Here is a 17040-nt window from a genome sequence, read left to right on the forward strand (position 1 = left end):
ATCCTTAGTGGTTATCGTTACGGCGCTGCTGCGCCAAAGCTGGCGGGAGTATACACGATTGTGGCGAATTTCTAACCAGCAAAATGGTACCTCCGCCGTGCTTACACCACCTTTGCGAGGCTGCGCCCTGGCTAATCGACATGGTTAAATGATGGCCGAACAGGTTAAAATCCGCGTCCGCAATTTAAACCATCCAATAGAGGAATCCCGTCGCTATGGCCGCTCCGCAAGCCCCGCACAAACGCCCCTTGGTCCTGCTGATTCTGGACGGCTTCGGCCACAGCGACAATCCCGAGCACAATGCGGTTCACGCCGCAAACTCCCCGGTTTGGGACAACATCTGGGCCAGCCGCCCAAAAACCCTGATCCAGACCTCCGGTATGGCAGTGGGCCTACCCGATGGACAAATGGGTAATTCTGAAGTGGGACACATGACCCTGGGTGCCGGCCGAGTGGTGTATCAGAACTTCACCCGGATCAACAAAGCAATTCAGGATGGCGACTTCTTCCGCAACACTGCCTATACAGCGGCTGTGGACAAAGCCATCGCCAATAACGGTGCGGTGCACATTATGGGGTTACTGTCTGAAGGCGGTGTGCACAGCCATGAAGACCACATCGTCGCTATGGTGACCCTGGCTGCGCAGCGCGGTGCCCGCGCCATTTATGTACACGCTTTCCTGGATGGTCGTGACACGCCGCCGCGCAGCGCCGAGCCCTCTATCGCACGGCTGATGCAGGTATGTGATTCCATAGGCAATGCTCATATGGCTACCCTTGCCGGCCGCTACTTTGCCATGGACCGCGATCAACGCTGGGAGCGCACCGAATCTGTCTACGACATGCTCACCCTCGGTACCTCAGAGTACAAAGCGTCTGACGCCCTGGCCGGATTGGCCGCCGCTTATGAGCGCGGTGAAAGTGATGAATTCGTTGCCCCGACAATTATCGGCGAGCCCGCTCCCATCCAGAATGGCGACGCTCTTATCTTTATGAATTTCCGCCCAGATCGCGCGCGCCAGCTGACTCGCGCCTTCACCGAAACGGACTTTAGCGGCTTCAAGCGCAAAGCCAAACCAGAACTGGCGGACTTTGTGATGACCACCGAATACGCTGCGGATATCCACGCCAGCTGTGCCTTCCCACCGGAAAATCTGGTGAATTCCCTCGGTGAATATCTGTCGACCCAGGGCAAGACCCAGCTGCGCATTGCCGAGACTGAAAAATACGCCCACGTTACTTTCTTCTTCAGCGGCGGTCGCGAAGAGCCCTACAGCGGTGAAACCCGCGAACTGATCAAGTCCCCCGACGTAGCTACTTACGACCTACAACCGGAAATGAACGCGCCGAAAGTCACCGACAAGCTGGTGGCGGCGATTGAGAGCGGCGCATATGACGCCATTATCTGTAACTACGCCAATGGCGACATGGTCGGCCACACAGGGGTATTCGAAGCCGCTGTAAAAGCCGTGGAAGCCCTGGACCAATGTGTGGAACGTGTCGTAGATGCTGCCCTGGCCGCCGGCGGCGAAGTACTGATTACTGCTGACCACGGCAATGTAGAAGAAATGTTCGACGCCAACTCCGGCCAGGTCAGCACCCAGCACTCCACCCTGCCGGTACCATTTGTCTACATCGGTGAACGCAATGTACAAATGTGTGACGGAGGCAGTCTGGCGGACGTGGCTCCAACCATGTTAGCGTTGATGGATCTGCCACAGCCGGCAGAGATGACCGGCCACAGTTTGGTAAAAATGGACTGATGAAAACTCTCGTACTCTTCCTGATTGCCCTGCTGTCACTGCCCGCCTGGAGCCAGGCAGAAGCGGACCAGCAGGCACGCCTCGCGGAAATCAAGCAGCGCATCGAATCCCTGCAACTGGAACTTAACCAGGTGCGCGGGCAGCGCGACCAGCTGCTCAAGGATCTGGAAGAGAACGAGAAGGACATCTCAGGGCTTCACCGGCGGATAGACCAGATTAAAAAAGATATGCGCAGCCGCTCGGACAAGTTGCGTGAACTGCAGCGGGAACAGAAGCAGCTGCAGGAGGCGCGACGAAGTATGCAGCGGCGGGTCGAACAGGAGATCGCCGCCGCTTACCGACTAGGCCGACAAGAACAGATCAAGCTCCTGCTCAACCAACAAGATCCCCAGAACATCGCTCGCCAACTCCGCTATCACGATTACTTCCTCCAAGAACGCAGCCACACCATTGACAGCTACCTGGAAACCCTCGCCTCACTAGAGACCGTCAGCAGTTCTATTGAGCGTGAGCAGCTAGTTCTGCAGGGAGAACGGGAACAGCTACAGGAGCGCCAGAGTAAGTTGCGCAGTGCCCAGAAGAATCGCAAACGCACCCTGGACAAGCTGGCTGCGAAACTCGCTGATGGCAGTGGCGAGCTTAAGCAATTGCAGGGCGATCGCTCACGCTTGCAAAAATTGATTGATGAAGTTGGTCGCGCCATCGCCTCTCTCGTGAATCCTGGGGAGCAAAAGCCCTTTGCTCGCCAGCGAGGCAAGATGCAGTGGCCGGTAAAGGGGCGCCGCGCCAACGCCTATGGACAGCGCCGCACCAATGGCATCACCTGGAAGGGTGTAACTATCCGCGCAGCCGAAGGAGAGCCTGTGCGTGCTATACACCGCGGGCGAGTGGTATTTTCTGACTACCTGCGCGGCCACGGCATGCTGGTGATTCTCGATCACGGTGACGGCTATATGAGCCTCTATGCACACAACCAATCCCTTACCCGCAATATTGGCGAGTGGGTGGAGAGCGGTGAAACAATCGCGCGCGTGGGCAATACTGGCGGGCTTACTCAGAGCGGTGTCTATTTTGAGATCCGCCATCGCGGTAAGGCGAAAGATCCAACTGCTTGGTGCCGATCCTGATAAGCTATCGGCGGCAGAGGCCCAATCTTTTGTCGCCATTTCACAACAATTGCTGTGATGAATAAGGTTTCAAGTGCACTTTCTTCTATCGAGTGTCCTTGCCTAACAAACCGCTAGGCCAGGAAGTCCAAAGACCCCGCCACCAGCTACTCAGCCCACCTGTAAGACAGTTCGTTTTATCGCGACTAAGCCTATGACATCGTAGAAATTGGCGTCATCTTAGAATCCCTGCCAATCTCTGCGGTCTACACTTTCGCAAAGCAGCGAAGAAATAAGGCAGAGGTCACAACAACATGTTCATACCCAAGGCGCTGACCACCTTTCTCGGCGCGGCCACCCTCGCAACCCTGCCTTTGATGGGGCTTAGCGAAGGAGGCAAGCAACCCGATGTCATCGCCGAGGCCGCCGGGCGCCTACCTCTAGAAGACTTACGCAGCTTTGCCAAAGTATTCGAGCAAATCCGCCAGGGATATGTCGAGGAAGTAGACGATCGTACCCTGCTTGAATATGCCATCAAAGGTATGCTGCAGGGCCTCGACCCTCATTCTTCCTACCTCGACCGCCGCTCCTTCGATGACCTGCAAGCCAATACCACCGGCGAATTTGCCGGCCTGGGTATCGAGGTTGGTATTGCGGATGACCACATTACCGTGGTGACACCGATGGACGATACTCCTGCCTCGCGCGCGGGCTTAAAGGCCGGGGATGTCATATTGCGCCTTGCGGGTAAATCCATGAAGGGTGTCAGCCTGGATGAGGCGGTGGAATGGATGCGTGGCCCCAAAGGCAGCAGTGTCACCCTGACTATCGCCCGCAAAGGCCACAAAGAACCTTTCGATGTCACCCTCAAACGCGACACCGTGCGTGTGCGCAGTGTGCGCAGTAAAGTACTCGATGAAGGCTACGGCTATTTACGTATCAGTCAGTTCCAGCTGGATACCGGCACCGATGTGGCGAAAGAGTTAATCAAGCTGCAGAAAAAGGGCCCTCTCAAAGGCCTGATTATCGATCTGCGCAACAATCCAGGTGGTGTCCTGCAATCTTCGGTTGAAGTAGTGGATGCTTTCCTGGAAGAAGGGCTGGTCGTCTATACCGAGGGCCGTAATGAATCCTCCAATCTGAGCTACTCTGCCGAACCCGGAGACCTGACAGAAGGTGCTCCACTAGTAGTGCTGATCAATGCCGGCTCTGCCTCGGCAGCGGAAATTGTCGCCGGAGCTCTGCAGGACCACCGCCGCGCCGTAGTAATGGGGACCGATAGCTTTGGCAAAGGCTCAGTGCAAACAGTGATTCCCATCACTAACGAGCGCGCAATCAAACTCACCACTGCACTTTATTACACCCCCAATGGACGCTCGATCCAGGCCCAGGGCATCACTCCGGATATTGTGGTGGAAAGGGTAAAGATCACCCGCCTGGAAAATTCCAAGCGCCCCACTGAAGCCGACCTTGCCGGACACCTGAATAACGGCAACGGCGGTGCCGATCGCACCTCTGAGGATCGCGCGCGGGAGCAGGAAGAGCGGGATAACTGGCTGGATCGTGACAACCAGATCTTCGAAGCACTCAATGTGCTCAAAGGGCTGAATCTCTACGCTCACAGGGACAGGGGTCTGCGCGAACGCTTCGCCCGCACAGACGAAAAGCTGTAACTGGCGCGCGGCGGGCCTCCCGGCCCGCCGCCAGCGCATAGCCCCGATTTAAACTCTGAATTTTCCCGCGATATACCTGGCTACAGGCGCATCTCTATCCCAGCTTCCTGCATATACGCCTTGGCCTCGGCGATGCTGTACTCACCAAAATGGAAGATACTGGCAGCCAACACCGCATCGGCACCACCCTGCAATACGCCTTCCGCCAAATGCTGAAGGTTGCCGACACCCCCCGAAGCAATCACTGGAACCGGCACTGCCTCAGTCACGGCACGAGTCAGAGCCAGGTCAAAGCCATTCTTGGTTCCATCACGATCCATACTGGTGAGCAGTATTTCTCCAGCACCATACTCCGCCATCTGTCGCGCCCAGGCCACTGCATCAATGCCGGTCGGCTGACGCCCACCGTGGGTAAAGATTTCCCAGCGGTTCTCTCCCACCTGCTTGGCATCAATAGCCACTACGATGCACTGACTGCCAAAGCGTTCTGCCGCCTCGCGCACAAACTCAGGGTTCTTCACCGCAGCAGAGTTAATCGCCGTCTTGTCCGCACCAGCGTTGAGCAGATTGCGGATATCCTGCAAGGTGCGAACGCCACCGCCGACGGTAAGTGGAATAAAAACCTCATGGGCCATTTTTTCCACTATATGCAGGATGGTATCTCGCTGCTCATGGGTAGCCGTGATATCTAGGAAAGTCACCTCATCGGCACCCGCCTCGTTATAGCGGCGGGCAATTTCCACCGGGTCACCGGCATCGCGGATATCGACGAAGTTCACGCCTTTCACTACGCGGCCGGCATCGACATCTAGACATGGGATAATACGTTTCGCCAGAGCCATTATTTCTTCCGTTGATCGCAAAGCTGCTGCGCAGCGCGCAGATTCAACTTGTCTTCGTAAATTGCCCGGCCGGTAATCGCACCATATATCTCGCCGGTATCCAACAATTGTTCGATATCCTCAATACTGCTGACACCACCGGAAGCGATAATCGGCACCTGTACCGCGCGCGCCATCTCCAGAGTGGCCTCGAGATTGACGCCCTGCATCATGCCGTCGCGGGCAATATCTGTGTACACGATCGAGCTGACGCCACAATCAGCGAAACGCTTGGCCAGTTCTGTAGCTTTCAGCTCAGATACCTCAGCCCAGCCCTCGGTAGCTACCAGCCCATCTTTGGCATCGAGCCCGACAATAATATGTCCTTCGAACTCACGACAGGCTTCCTCTACCAACTTGGGATCTTTCACCGCAGCGGTGCCAATAATGGCCCAGGTAACACCGGCATCCAGGTAGCGTTCGATAGTATGTAAATCCCGGATACCACCGCCGATCTGCACCGGCAGATCGGGAAACTGCCTGGCGATGGCAGTAACGGCCTCACCATTTACAGGGTTGCCGGCAAAGGCTCCGTTCAGGTCCACCAGGTGCAGGCGCCTGGCTCCCTCGTTTACCCAATGCTGGGCAGTGGCTAGGGGATCATCGGAAAATACGGTGGCGTCGTCCATTTCACCCTGGCGCAGGCGCACGCATTGGCCGTCCTTGAGGTCGATAGCGGGAATTACAATCATGCTCTGTCTTTCGTCGGCAGTAGTTATTGGAGTCAGGAAAATATGGCAAGCCTCAGGCCCGGCCATTCCAGCTGACAAAATTCTTTAGTAGTTGCAGGCCAGTATCGGCACTCTTTTCCGGGTGGAACTGGGTAGCAAAGATATTCTCTTGTGCTACTGCAGCCGCCAGAGGTACGCCATACTCAGTGTGCCCGGCGAGTACAGTATTATCCCCAGCCGGCACATAGTAGCTGTGCACGAAATAAAAGCGGCTGCGATCAGCTATGCCTGCCCACAGGGGGTGTTTGCGTGTCTGTTGCACGGTGTTCCAGCCCATATGCGGCACTTTCAGTCGCTCGCCATCCTGTACCACCGGCAGGTCACTGCCAAAAAATTTCACTGGCTGTGGGAAGATACCCAGACAGTCGACACCGTTATTCTCCTCGCTGTAGCGCATCATAATTTGCATACCCACGCAGATTCCCAGTATCGGGATATCGGCGGCGATAGCATCTTTGAGTAGCGGAGCAAAGCCCGCTTCAACAAACCCTGCCATGCAATCGCGAATGGCGCCGACTCCAGGGACTAATATGCGTTCTGCGCCCTCAGCCTGCTGAGGAGTTTGCGCCAACACAACCTCGACCTCCGGAGCCACTTTATTCAAAGCGCTGGCAACCGAGTGCAGGTTGCCCATACCGTAATCGAGTACTGCGACCTTACCCATCACAAGACTCCTTTGGTGGAGGGCATGGTGCCGGCCATACGCGGGTCCGGGGTTAGTGCCATACGCAGGGCGCGGCCGAAGGCTTTGAATACCGTCTCTACCTGGTGGTGGGCGTTATGGCCGCGCAGGCAATCGATATGCACCGTCACCAGGGCATGATTGACGAAGCCCTGGAAGAATTCAAAAAACAGTTCGGTATCGAAATTGCCGATACGCTTTTGAGTAAAAGGCACTTCCATCACCAGGCCTGGGCGCCCTGAGAAATCAATCACCACCCTGGAGAGGGCCTCATCCAAAGGCACATAGCTATGGCCATACCGGGTCATGCCCTTCTTGTCTCCCAATGCTTGGGTAATGGCCTTGCCGAGGGTAATGCCGATATCTTCCACCGTATGGTGGTCGTCAATATGAATATCGCCGTCGCAGCTAATGTCCATGTCGATCATGCCGTGGCGGGCAATTTGATCAAGCATATGCTCAAGGAAGGGAACCCCAGTCGCGAACTGGCCATGGCCCTGGCCATCCAGATTAACGCTGACTTGAATCTTGGTTTCCAAGGTGTCACGAGTGACGCTAGCTGTACGCATCGAAAGCGATCCTTATTTGCACGATAAGACAGAGGGCGCAAATTATAGGATGAATGACACCCCCTGTGGTCCGCTAGTGTCAGATGAAACTTGATTCATAATCACAACTACATATCATGCGCGGTATGGTTACTCTAAAGCGCCGAAAATCCCATTACTGGGCCAGCCTGTTTCTGTTACTCGCCGTAGTAGCAGCTCAGCCGCTGTGGGCGGAGCACTTCCACCTGGGCAACACCCAGGTGGAGATGTGTGACCTGTGCTGTATGCATTCACCTGCAGCACTCGGCAGCGAGCCATTGCTCGTACAGGCTGAGCCCCAAAGTCACTACGAACGGCCCTCTGCGCCAACAGCCCACAATTGCCAGCCAGAGCGCCAGAGTGCGCGCGCCCCTCCCTTCCCCCTGTCACTCAGTTAATACCCAAGAACCGATAATTTTTTAGTGAATGCCCACGCTGGAGCGCGTATGGCATTGTCCGCCTGTGACAGGAAAAAAACCAATGATTAAGTTCAATACTCTGGCCCTGGCCATTGCCAGCCTGGCCGCGCCCGCTATTTACGCCGCTGAAAACAACTCGACCCTGGAAGAGGTCAATGTCACTGTCTCGCCGCTGGATAAGCCCGCCGACGCAGTGGCAGCTCCGGTTTCTATTCTCTCCGGGGACGCATTGCGCAAATCCGCCGCGGCAACCCTGGGCCAAACTTTGCAAGACCAACCCGGTGTAGCCAATGCCTCCTTCGGCAGTGGCGTGGGGCTGCCGGTTATCCGCGGCCAGAGTGCCAACCGTGTAAAGATCTTGAGCGATAACCTGGATGTATCCGACGCTTCCAACACCAGCGCCGATCACGCCGCCAGTATCGAGCCACTGCTTGCGGAACGCATCGAAATACTGCGCGGTCCCGCCGCCCTGCGCTACGGCAACGGTGCCGTGGGAGGGGTGGTGAACATCATCGACGGACGTATCCCCACTGCCGTGCCAGAGAAAGTGGAGGGCGCAGTTGAGCTGCGCCACAACACCGCCGACGGCCAGGACGCCTCAGTATTTCGTTTCACCGGTGGTGCTGGGCAGCTGGCGTGGTATGTAGACGGGGTTTATCGGGAAAACGACAATACCGAAATCCCGGGCCTGGCCATCGTTGAGCACGATGAGCATGAAGAACACGACGAACATGAAGAGCACGCCGGCGAAGAAGGCGAGCACGAGGACGAGTTCAACACCGATGGCTTCGTGGGCAATACCAATGCCCGCGCCCACAGCTATAGCGGAGGGGTTTCCTGGATCACCGACAGCGGCTTTATTGGCTTCTCCGTAAACCGGCTGGAAAACAATTACGGCATCCCCTTGGGCACTCATGAGCACCACCACGAAGATGAGGACCACGCGGGTGAAGACCACGACGACCACGACGACCACGAGGAGCACGAGGAGCACGCCGAGGCCGGTGAGGTCGATGCGGTACGTATCGACCTGGTACAAACCCGCTATGACCTGAAAGGCGAGCACCGCTTCGACGGCGATTACTGGGACAAACTGAGCCTGCGTATCGGCTACAACGATTACGAGCATGTGGAGCTGGATGCCGGCAATCCGAGCACCCGCTTCACCAACGAGGCCTGGGAGAGCCGTGTTGAAATAACCCACGATGCCGGCAACGGCTGGCGCGGTGCCTACGGACTGCAATTGACCGACAAAGACTTTGCCGCAAAAGACTTTTCCACAATTGGCAGTCACTCCTTTATCCAGCCCTCACATACCCGCAGTGCCGGCTTCTTTACTATGAAGGAGCGCCAATGGAGTAGCTGGCACTTAGATCTGGGCGCCCGGTTGGAGAGAGTGGATATAGACCCAGAAATTGGCAACGACCGCGATTACAATCTGATCGGCGCCAGCGCCACGCTGCAGTATTTCCTCGCCGAGCACCAGCATCTCAGCTTCGGCGCCACCCACTCCGAACGTGCACCCGTGGCCGAGGAACTGTTTGCCGATGGCGCGCACCTGGCGGAATCCCGCTATCTATTAGGCAACAGCGAGCTGGACAAAGAGAGCGGCGTCAACTTGGAGTTGGGTTATCACCACCATAACGAAGCGGCTAGCGGCTGGCACGCTGCGCGCATTGAGGCCAGCGTTTTCTACAACCAGATCAGTGACTACATCTACGCGCAGAACACCGGCGGCGAGGAAGAGGAGTTGCCGGTCTATGCCTATGCCAACCGCGATGCGACTTTCTATGGAGCCGAGGCCTCAGTGACCTTTCCCTTGCAGGGCGGCCACTATATAACGCTGTTTGGCGACATGGTGCGCGCTAGCTTCGATGATGCGATCATCGGTGAAAGCTCCGATGTACCGCGTATGCCACCGCTTCGGATGGGCGTGGCCCTGGGTGCCGATTACGACCAGTGGGGTTGGGAGTGGCGCACAGTCGAAGCTGCGGACCAGGATCGCGCCGGCGCCTACGAAGAGGAAACCGACGGCTATACCCGCATGGACCTGAGCGCCGAGTACAACCTCAATATCGGCGGCAGCAATGCGGTGCTCTTTGCCAGTGCACGCAACCTGCTGGACAAGGAAATCCGCAACTCCACCTCACTGCTACGCGACTATGCCCCGGCACCCGGCCGCAGCATCGAAGCGGGCGTACGGTTTATTTTCTAAGGCACAACTGCTTCAATGAGCCCCGCGGCGCGCCCAGCTCCACGGGGCTGCATCTCCTACACTTCCCGCATAACCTCTTTATAGAAGTGTGCGGGAACATCTAGTCGCACCGCGGCGTCTGATGTGTATCTGCACGACAAATCTTCTACGGAATAAACAGGGACAATCCACTCCATGGCCTGGATCAAGCGCACTTTTATCGCTCTATTGGTCGTTTTCCTGCTGCTCGCCGGTGCTGTCGCCTGGCTGCTGGCCGGCCTCGACGTAAACCAGTACAAACCACAGCTGGAAAAGCTCGCCGCCAAGCAGGGGATCTCCCTGCAATTGGAAGGTGATATCGGCTGGCAGTTATGGCCACAGGTTGGCCTGCAGCTGCGCGATGTAGCACTGGCACCGCTACAGCTGCCCAAAGAAACCCTGGTGCGCGCCGATAAAATCGCCATAGGTGTCGCCCTCAGGCCACTGCTACAGCGCCGCGTGCAGGCTCAGGAGATCGTACTGCTGGCGCCACAGATTGAACTCAGCGTTGACAAGGAAGGGCGCGGTAACTGGGAGCTGATCAGTGAAGCCCTGGAGGCTCAGAGCAAGCAACCTCCCAAACTGGAAATCCCCAGGGAGACAGAAGAGCCCGCCGAGCAACAAGTGCAGCTTAGCCTGGACAAGCTGCGTATTGAAAATGGCCTGGTATCTTACAGTGACGCCCGCACCGGAAAAGCCTACAAGGTCGAAGACCTGCGCGTGATAGCCGACAACCTGGTGCCAGGCGGCGAACCTGGGCAACTGCGTGCCGATGCCAGCATAAGCGGCAGTGACCTGCGCCACCCCCTCAATCTGACATTAGACAGCACCCTGGCCCTGGATGAAGGCCTCAACGGCCTGCGCCTACAACCCCTGCAGCTGACCTTTACTGCCGATAACAGTGCCAAAGCCACGATTCACTTGCGCGGTTACGTACGTCGTGACAACAACAACCAGCCCTGGCGCATACAGATGAATCTAAATGCCAGTGCCGACCCCCTGCGCCCCTGGCTTGAGCTGACCGGCACCGAAGTGATTACTCGCGATAGCGCTGTATTACAGAAGTTGAATATTGAAGCCAGCCTCGAAGGCACTGAGCAGAAACTCGATCTGACCCCACTGCAACTGCAGCTCGACAACACGACCTTCAGCGGCAATGCCCAGCTGCGCAACGCGGAGATGCCTGGGCTGGATCTGAGCCTGCGCGGCGGCGCTTTCAATTTGGATAGCTACCTGCCTCCTTCCAAAGAAAAGGAAGAAAAGCAGGGGGAAACCGCCCCCTCCTCCGAAGTAACGGCTCAAGACGAACAGACTACACACACTCAAACCGCACCTGAAACAGCAAAACCGCTGCAGGCGGAGAAGCCCACAACTAATGAACAACAGTTATCAGCCCAGCCGGTACCTGCAGAGCCCCTGCCTCTCAGTGCACTGCGCGGCTTTAATGCCAATATCAATGTGACCCTGGACCAGCTACTGGCAGCGGACCTGCAACTGGACAGTCCGGAAATACAACTCACCGTGGATAACGGCCTCTACCAACTGCAAAAACTCAGCGCAGACATCTATGGTGGACAGCTCAATAGCAATGGGCAGTTCAACGCCCGTGCCCAAACGGCTGAAGGCCAGGTACGTGGCGGCCTCAGCAATGTGGATATCGGCAAGGTACAGAAAGCGCTGTTCCCCAGTGAGAAAGTGCAGGTAGCCGGTGAAGCCAGTGTCAATTGGGATGGTCGCACTAAAGGAAAAACCTCCGAAGATCTGCAAAAAAACCTGGTCGCAGCCGTTAATATTTCCAGCAAGGAGCTCTCCATAGCCCCATTCAACCTTGAAAAGAGTATGTGCCAGCTATTTAGTTATGCGGAAAACACGCCTCTGCCAGACAGAGACTGGCCAGCACAGACTAGCCTGCAGGATGTGCGCGCTACTATTGCCGTGAAAGGCGATGAAGTGAAGGTGACCGAAATCCTTGCAGGAATCGAGAATATCGCCATGACAGGTGATGGCGAGATAGATTTACAAAAACAGGACTTCGACTTCGCTCTCGGCCTCGCCCTGGTCGGCGAGAGCACCTCCGCCGACGGCTGTACAGTGAGGAACAAGCGCTGGCGGAACCGCCCGTTGCCTTTACGCTGCAAGGGCGACTTCGATGATGTAGGCCCAGGCACTTGTAAACCCGACAGCCGCCGCCTCGACGACCTGGTACGTGAGGAACTGAAATACAAAGCCAAGAAAAAATATGGCGATAAGGTAGAAGAAAAAGTCGATGAGCTGAAAGAAAAATTGAAAAATCTCTTCGGTCGTTGATCAGAGCCGCACCGGGCCTCGCCCGGTGCGCAACTCCGGTCCCACTATCCCACTCCACTCAAGCTCTCACTACCTCCAACTCCAAATTAGTTTCAAGATTCCGCTCAGGGGGCAGCATTGTTGCAGGCTGCTTAGATTTTTTTTCCTACCACACCTCAACTTCCCTACTGTTTACACATTCTTTTCCCAATATCAGCCCGATCTCAACGAAATCAATTGGTCAGATAAAGGGAATAACAAAATGCCAATAATGGTCCGAGAGAAAGACAATAACTCCAAGCAGGTAATCGCGAGGCTGGCCACTGCTACCAAGCACCACAAGCCTGATGAGGTAGAGTGGGGTAATGACCGCGTTAACTGCTACGCCTGGGCTGCGAACTGCGAGACCCCAAACTCGGGCAAGCCCAATCCCGGCTCCAACGCCGGCTATGTCGCAACTTTGGAAGATGCCAGCCTGATTGAGGGAGCCAAGCGCGATGGTATGGCCTATGTGGCCAATGCCCCAGCAAACAAGCCACCGCCTTTTTCAGAGGGTTGCTACTGCGTTGCCCTGTATAAGTCCGCAACCGATCACCACTGGTACCGGCGGGACCCGAAAACCGGTACCTGGACTCACAAACCAGGTCCTCATGGGGTGAGAAACTACGGCCCCAATTTTGTGGTTCTGCCCGAGCAGCTGGAAACGGCAAACCATAACTACGGCCTGGCTGCCACCAATTATCGTTTTGTGGCCTATTTCTATGTGGTGGAAGAGGGCATTCAGGTCTGATGACTGCATCGTGAAGAACTAGTGCCGAGGCAACCGCCCACTGCCCCTCCGCTGCAAGGGCGACTTCGATAGTGTGATCCCAGGCTCATGCATACTCGACATCCGCCACCTGGACAACCTGATACGCGAGGAGCTGAAATACAGAGCCAGGAAAAAATATGGCAATAAGATGGAAGAAAAGGTCGACGAACTGAAAGAAAAATTGAAAAATCTCTTCGGCCGTTGATCATAGCCGCACCGGGCCCCGCCCGGTGCGCAACTCCGGCCCCAATATCCCACGCCAGCAACCTCGCAGTACCTTCATGACTCCAAAGCAGTTCCAAAATGCCGTTCTCAAGTGGTTCGATAAACATGGACGCAAGGACCTGCCCTGGCAGCAGGATATCAACCCCTACCGCGTATGGGTTTCCGAGATCATGCTGCAACAAACCCAGGTAAGCGCTGTAGTCCCCTATTTCGAGCGCTTTATGCGGAGCTTCCCCACCCTGGAAAGTCTCGCCGTTGCGCCGCTGGATAAGGTACTGGCCCACTGGAGCGGCCTCGGTTACTACGCCCGCGCGCGCAACTTGCACAAATGTGCGCAGACAGTTTTGCAAGAGTACGACGGGGAATTTCCACAGGATGTAGAAGCACTCATCGAGCTGAGCGGTATCGGCCGCTCCACTGCCGGCGCTATCGCCAGTATCAGCATGGGGCTCAGGGCACCGATCCTGGATGGCAACGTAAAACGGGTACTGGCCCGCTTTCACGCCGTGGCAGGCTGGCCGGGACAGACTGCGGTAGCCAACAAGCTGTGGGAACTGGCCGAGATTTATACCCCAGACAAGCGCGTCAACGACTACACCCAGGTCATGATGGACCTGGGTGCTACCCTGTGCACCCGTTCCAAGCCCAGCTGTAGCGACTGCCCACTAAAAAAATCCTGCGTGGCCCACGCCCAGGGCAATCCTCAAGATTACCCCGGCAAAAAGCCGCGCAAAGAAAAACCGGTGCGTAGCGCCACAATGCTACTGCTGGAGTACGAAGGTGAGATTTATCTGGAGCAGCGCTCCGCTACTGGAATCTGGGGCGGCCTATGGTGCCCTCCCCAGGCGGAAGATGCCAAGGCCTGGCTCAGGCAACAGCGCTGGCGCGCCAGTGAAATACAAGCGCTGCCGGTACTGCGCCATACCTTTACCCACTTTCATCTGGATATTTCCCCTGTATGGGTACAGCTCGACAAAGTCACCACACAGGTAGCGGAGAGCGGCGCTGGCTGGTATAAACTGCGGCGTCTAAACCGCGCCCGCGCGGCCCAGGAACTGGGGCTACCCGCCCCGATCGTAAAGCTGGCAAAACAATTACTGGCGCTGCAGGCGCCGCTGCTCGCCCCAACGACGGCCGACTAAAAACCAGGAGGAGTCCATGTCCAGAACCGTATTCTGCCGCAAGTACCAAGAGGAATTGGAAGGCCTGGACGCACCGCCTTTTCCCGGCCCCAAAGGCGTGGATATCTTCGAACACGTTTCCAAAAAAGCCTGGAAGGAGTGGATGTCACACCAGACCATGCTGATTAACGAGAAACACCTCAATATGATGGAGCCTTCCAGCCGCGCCTATTTGAGCGAGCAGATGATGAAGTTCCTGAGCGGTGAAGAATACGACGCAGCCGATGGTTACGTACCCCCAGAACAGCAGTAACAAGGCCCTGTAAACAGCCCCCGGCAAAGAAGAAAAACTTTTTACAATCAAGGGGTTGACTCTGCCTCAGGGAAGGGCTTTAATACGCGCCTCGCGACGCAGGGGAAGCCCAGCAAGATCGCAAAGCCCGGATAGCTCAGTCGGTAGAGCAGGGGATTGAAAATCCCCGTGTCGGTGGTTCGATTCCGCCTCCGGGCACCATATTTAAACCCGCGCAAGCACTCGCTTTCGCGGGTTTTTTATTTCTACCGCCCTCAAGGTTTTGGCGGTAAATTCCTCCCAAAGTGTCAACATTGTGTCAACGCAAAATCACGTTGACTCTTTGCTACTCCGCAAGCCTTCCGGCTGTGCTTAAAGCAGGCGGAGACATTGAGTCATAGCTGGAGTGCTTAGGTGCTATAGGAAGCCTCTGAATAACTCCATGATGCCTCTGGCTTACGGAGCGGTCACAATCAAGGCGCGGCTGAAACGCAGGGTGGCTGAACGGAATGAGTTCGTTCACCACCTTACCTTGCTACCTGCATTCAGCAGAACATACCCCAAAAGCTATGCAACTCTGGGCGAGAAATTGGGCAGGTAGCCTGGAAAGACTGTGCAAGTGTCCTATTCCGATAGGAAAAACCTATTGAGTAATTCCTTCACGGGAGCCGAGGAGCTCGCCCTTGCCGTAATTAGGACAAATATTAATTAACAATTTGATGCCAGCTATTTATTGCTGATTTCTTTTACTAATCAATCGCCACAACGTAGGGGTAACGATATTCCTAACTCACATCAAGTTGGCAGTCTATTTTAGGTAAATTAAATCCAGAGCTGCCTGGCAGCTTACAAAATAAGCTCCGATTAAATTCCTGTTAATGAATAAAAAAATAAAGGCAATATTGACGTTTTCTTGCAGCCATTCACTCACTTTAGAATTTAAAATATAAACCTACTCACAGCCCCAACAGCCCATTACAATTCACAGCTTTACTGTTTTGATTTGAGTGTAATAACAATGAGTGAAGCCCCCCGCAACCTTCTATATCAGGAAACCTTAGCTGTACGCTGGGGTGATATGGACGCCTTAGGACATATCAACAACGCCACCTACTTCACCTACTTTGAGCAGTGCCGCTGCAGCTGGTTAGCGGCTATTAAACGCTCCGGCGCGGTAAGCAGTAACCAAGGGGATGGCCCGGTACTACTCAATGCTTCGGCCAATTTCCATTTACCGCTGGTATTTCCAGCCAACATTACTGTTAGTATGTATGGCGGCACTCCCGGGCGCAGTAGCTTCAATAGCTACTACGAAATTAGAGAAGCAAATAATACCGACAACCTTTACACCACCTGTGAAGCGAAAATCGTCTGGGTGGATCATAGAACCGGAAAATCGATTCCCGTGCCGGATGATATTCGAGCACTGCTTCCAAATAATTAAGATAGAAAGCCCTCATCGGCGAGGGCTTTTATTGCCCTCTCAGATATTTTGTAAAAATTTCTTTCATCCTGACTTAAAATAACCATCTGGCCTTCAGAATTATCCATTTTCCCCTCCCCTGCTATTCTGAAATTCAACCATGACTTTACCAGTGCCGGATGACTTAAATGAAAGAAAATTTTGATTTAGAGCGTTTTATTAAAGCGCAAGAACACTCTTATGAAGATGCACTTTTAGAGTTAAAGAATGGAAAAAAGCGATCTCATTGGATGTGGTACATATTTCCACAAGTTGTCGGCCTTGGGCAAAGCTCCATGGCTCAAAAATATGGAATCAAGAATCTGGAGGAAGCAAAGGCTTATTTAGCCCAACCCACGCTTGGGCATAGGCTGAAATCCTGCTGTCACGCCCTACTCGACATCCATGATCGCAGCGCTCATGACATCTTCGGATCTCCAGATGATATGAAACTAAAATCCTCCATGACCTTATTTTCTCTTGCTGAAAAGGAGGAAAGCCTATTTAAGGACGTACTTGATAGGTACTATAACGGCAAGAGTGATGCTCACACCCTGGAGCTACTCGGTTTGAATTAATAGATATCGAGTGCGCAAACGCTATGTAAAAAGCACTTTTTAATAGAAAAGTTAGAATGCGGAGTTTGCTGCCATTCGTAGAGATTAAAAGATCAGAAGCCCACTTTAAGTGCCAAACATATTTATTAATGATTTATATTTCATATTTAAATCTAGACTCATTCTCAGGTTATCAACTTCCAGTCAGCTT

General features: G+C 54.9%; 15 protein-coding genes and 1 tRNA gene. 12 read left to right on the forward strand and 4 right to left on the reverse strand.

What is annotated here, in order from left to right; translation table 11 throughout:
- Positions 1–215: 215 nt before the first annotated feature.
- The 3 genes from gpmI (at position 216) to ACJJJB_RS18285 (ending at position 4542) form a co-directional block, all read left to right on the forward strand.
- On the forward strand, positions 216–1763 hold the full coding sequence (gene gpmI / locus ACJJJB_RS18275; RefSeq protein ID WP_020414075.1) for a 2,3-bisphosphoglycerate-independent phosphoglycerate mutase: 1548 nt from the start codon (positions 216–218) through the stop codon (positions 1761–1763).
- Positions 1763–2890: a murein hydrolase activator EnvC family protein gene (locus ACJJJB_RS18280; protein ID WP_282952135.1), complete on the forward strand. Its 1128-nt coding sequence runs from the start codon at positions 1763–1765 to the stop codon at positions 2888–2890. Before gpmI ends, ACJJJB_RS18280 begins: the two co-directional genes overlap by 1 nt.
- Positions 2891–3183: 293 nt before the next feature.
- On the forward strand, positions 3184–4542 hold the full coding sequence (locus tag ACJJJB_RS18285) for a S41 family peptidase (RefSeq protein ID WP_020414073.1): 1359 nt from the start codon (positions 3184–3186) through the stop codon (positions 4540–4542).
- An 80-nt stretch (positions 4543–4622) separates the two neighbouring features.
- Here ACJJJB_RS18285 and hisF read toward each other — a convergent pair whose 3' ends face one another.
- From hisF to hisB, 4 genes are read right to left on the reverse strand one after another with little or no spacing between them, the layout of a single operon-like run.
- Positions 4623–5384: an imidazole glycerol phosphate synthase subunit HisF gene (gene hisF / locus ACJJJB_RS18290; protein WP_020414072.1), complete on the reverse strand. Its 762-nt coding sequence runs from the start codon at positions 5382–5384 to the stop codon at positions 4623–4625.
- Entirely contained in the window at positions 5384–6115 is a 732-nt protein-coding gene (gene hisA, locus ACJJJB_RS18295; RefSeq protein ID WP_026305165.1) for a 1-(5-phosphoribosyl)-5-[(5-phosphoribosylamino)methylideneamino]imidazole-4-carboxamide isomerase, read from the reverse strand. The genes hisF and hisA overlap by 1 nt, the downstream gene beginning before the upstream one ends.
- Positions 6116–6167: 52 nt before the next feature.
- A complete protein-coding gene (gene hisH, locus ACJJJB_RS18300; protein ID WP_445365278.1) occupies positions 6168–6818 on the reverse strand; it encodes an imidazole glycerol phosphate synthase subunit HisH in 651 nt (216 codons plus the stop codon).
- On the reverse strand, positions 6818–7405 hold the full coding sequence (gene hisB, locus ACJJJB_RS18305; protein WP_020414069.1) for an imidazoleglycerol-phosphate dehydratase HisB: 588 nt from the start codon (positions 7403–7405) through the stop codon (positions 6818–6820). The genes hisH and hisB overlap by 1 nt, the downstream gene beginning before the upstream one ends.
- 116 nt (positions 7406–7521) lie before the next feature.
- Here hisB and ACJJJB_RS18310 point away from each other — a divergent pair, with 116 nt between their 5' ends.
- The 9 genes from ACJJJB_RS18310 to ACJJJB_RS18350 all read left to right on the forward strand — a co-directional run bounded on the left by ACJJJB_RS18310 (position 7522) and on the right by ACJJJB_RS18350 (position 16850).
- Positions 7522–7821 (forward strand): hypothetical protein, encoded by a 300-nt coding sequence (locus tag ACJJJB_RS18310; protein WP_020414068.1) that lies wholly within the window; start codon positions 7522–7524, stop codon positions 7819–7821.
- Between the two features lie 82 nt (positions 7822–7903).
- On the forward strand, positions 7904–10057 hold the full coding sequence (locus ACJJJB_RS18315; RefSeq protein ID WP_445365279.1) for a TonB-dependent receptor: 2154 nt from the start codon (positions 7904–7906) through the stop codon (positions 10055–10057).
- Between the two features lie 174 nt (positions 10058–10231).
- Positions 10232–12382: an AsmA family protein gene (locus ACJJJB_RS18320; RefSeq protein WP_445365280.1), complete on the forward strand. Its 2151-nt coding sequence runs from the start codon at positions 10232–10234 to the stop codon at positions 12380–12382.
- A gap of 241 nt (positions 12383–12623) precedes the next feature.
- Entirely contained in the window at positions 12624–13151 is a 528-nt protein-coding gene (locus ACJJJB_RS18325) for a hypothetical protein (protein WP_444945967.1), read from the forward strand.
- 302 nt (positions 13152–13453) lie between these two features.
- Positions 13454–14539: an A/G-specific adenine glycosylase gene (gene mutY / locus ACJJJB_RS18330; protein WP_445365281.1), complete on the forward strand. Its 1086-nt coding sequence runs from the start codon at positions 13454–13456 to the stop codon at positions 14537–14539.
- Between the two features lie 16 nt (positions 14540–14555).
- Positions 14556–14831: an oxidative damage protection protein gene (locus ACJJJB_RS18335; protein WP_020414063.1), complete on the forward strand. Its 276-nt coding sequence runs from the start codon at positions 14556–14558 to the stop codon at positions 14829–14831.
- 125 nt (positions 14832–14956) lie between these two features.
- Positions 14957–15032 (forward strand) — tRNA-Phe (locus tag ACJJJB_RS18340).
- Between the two features lie 796 nt (positions 15033–15828).
- Positions 15829–16254: an acyl-CoA thioesterase gene (locus tag ACJJJB_RS18345; RefSeq protein ID WP_445365282.1), complete on the forward strand. Its 426-nt coding sequence runs from the start codon at positions 15829–15831 to the stop codon at positions 16252–16254.
- A 167-nt stretch (positions 16255–16421) separates the two neighbouring features.
- Entirely contained in the window at positions 16422–16850 is a 429-nt protein-coding gene (locus ACJJJB_RS18350; protein WP_445365283.1) for a DUF1810 domain-containing protein, read from the forward strand.
- Positions 16851–17040 lie beyond the last annotated feature (190 nt).

The sequence above is a fragment of the Microbulbifer variabilis genome (assembly GCF_052468405.1).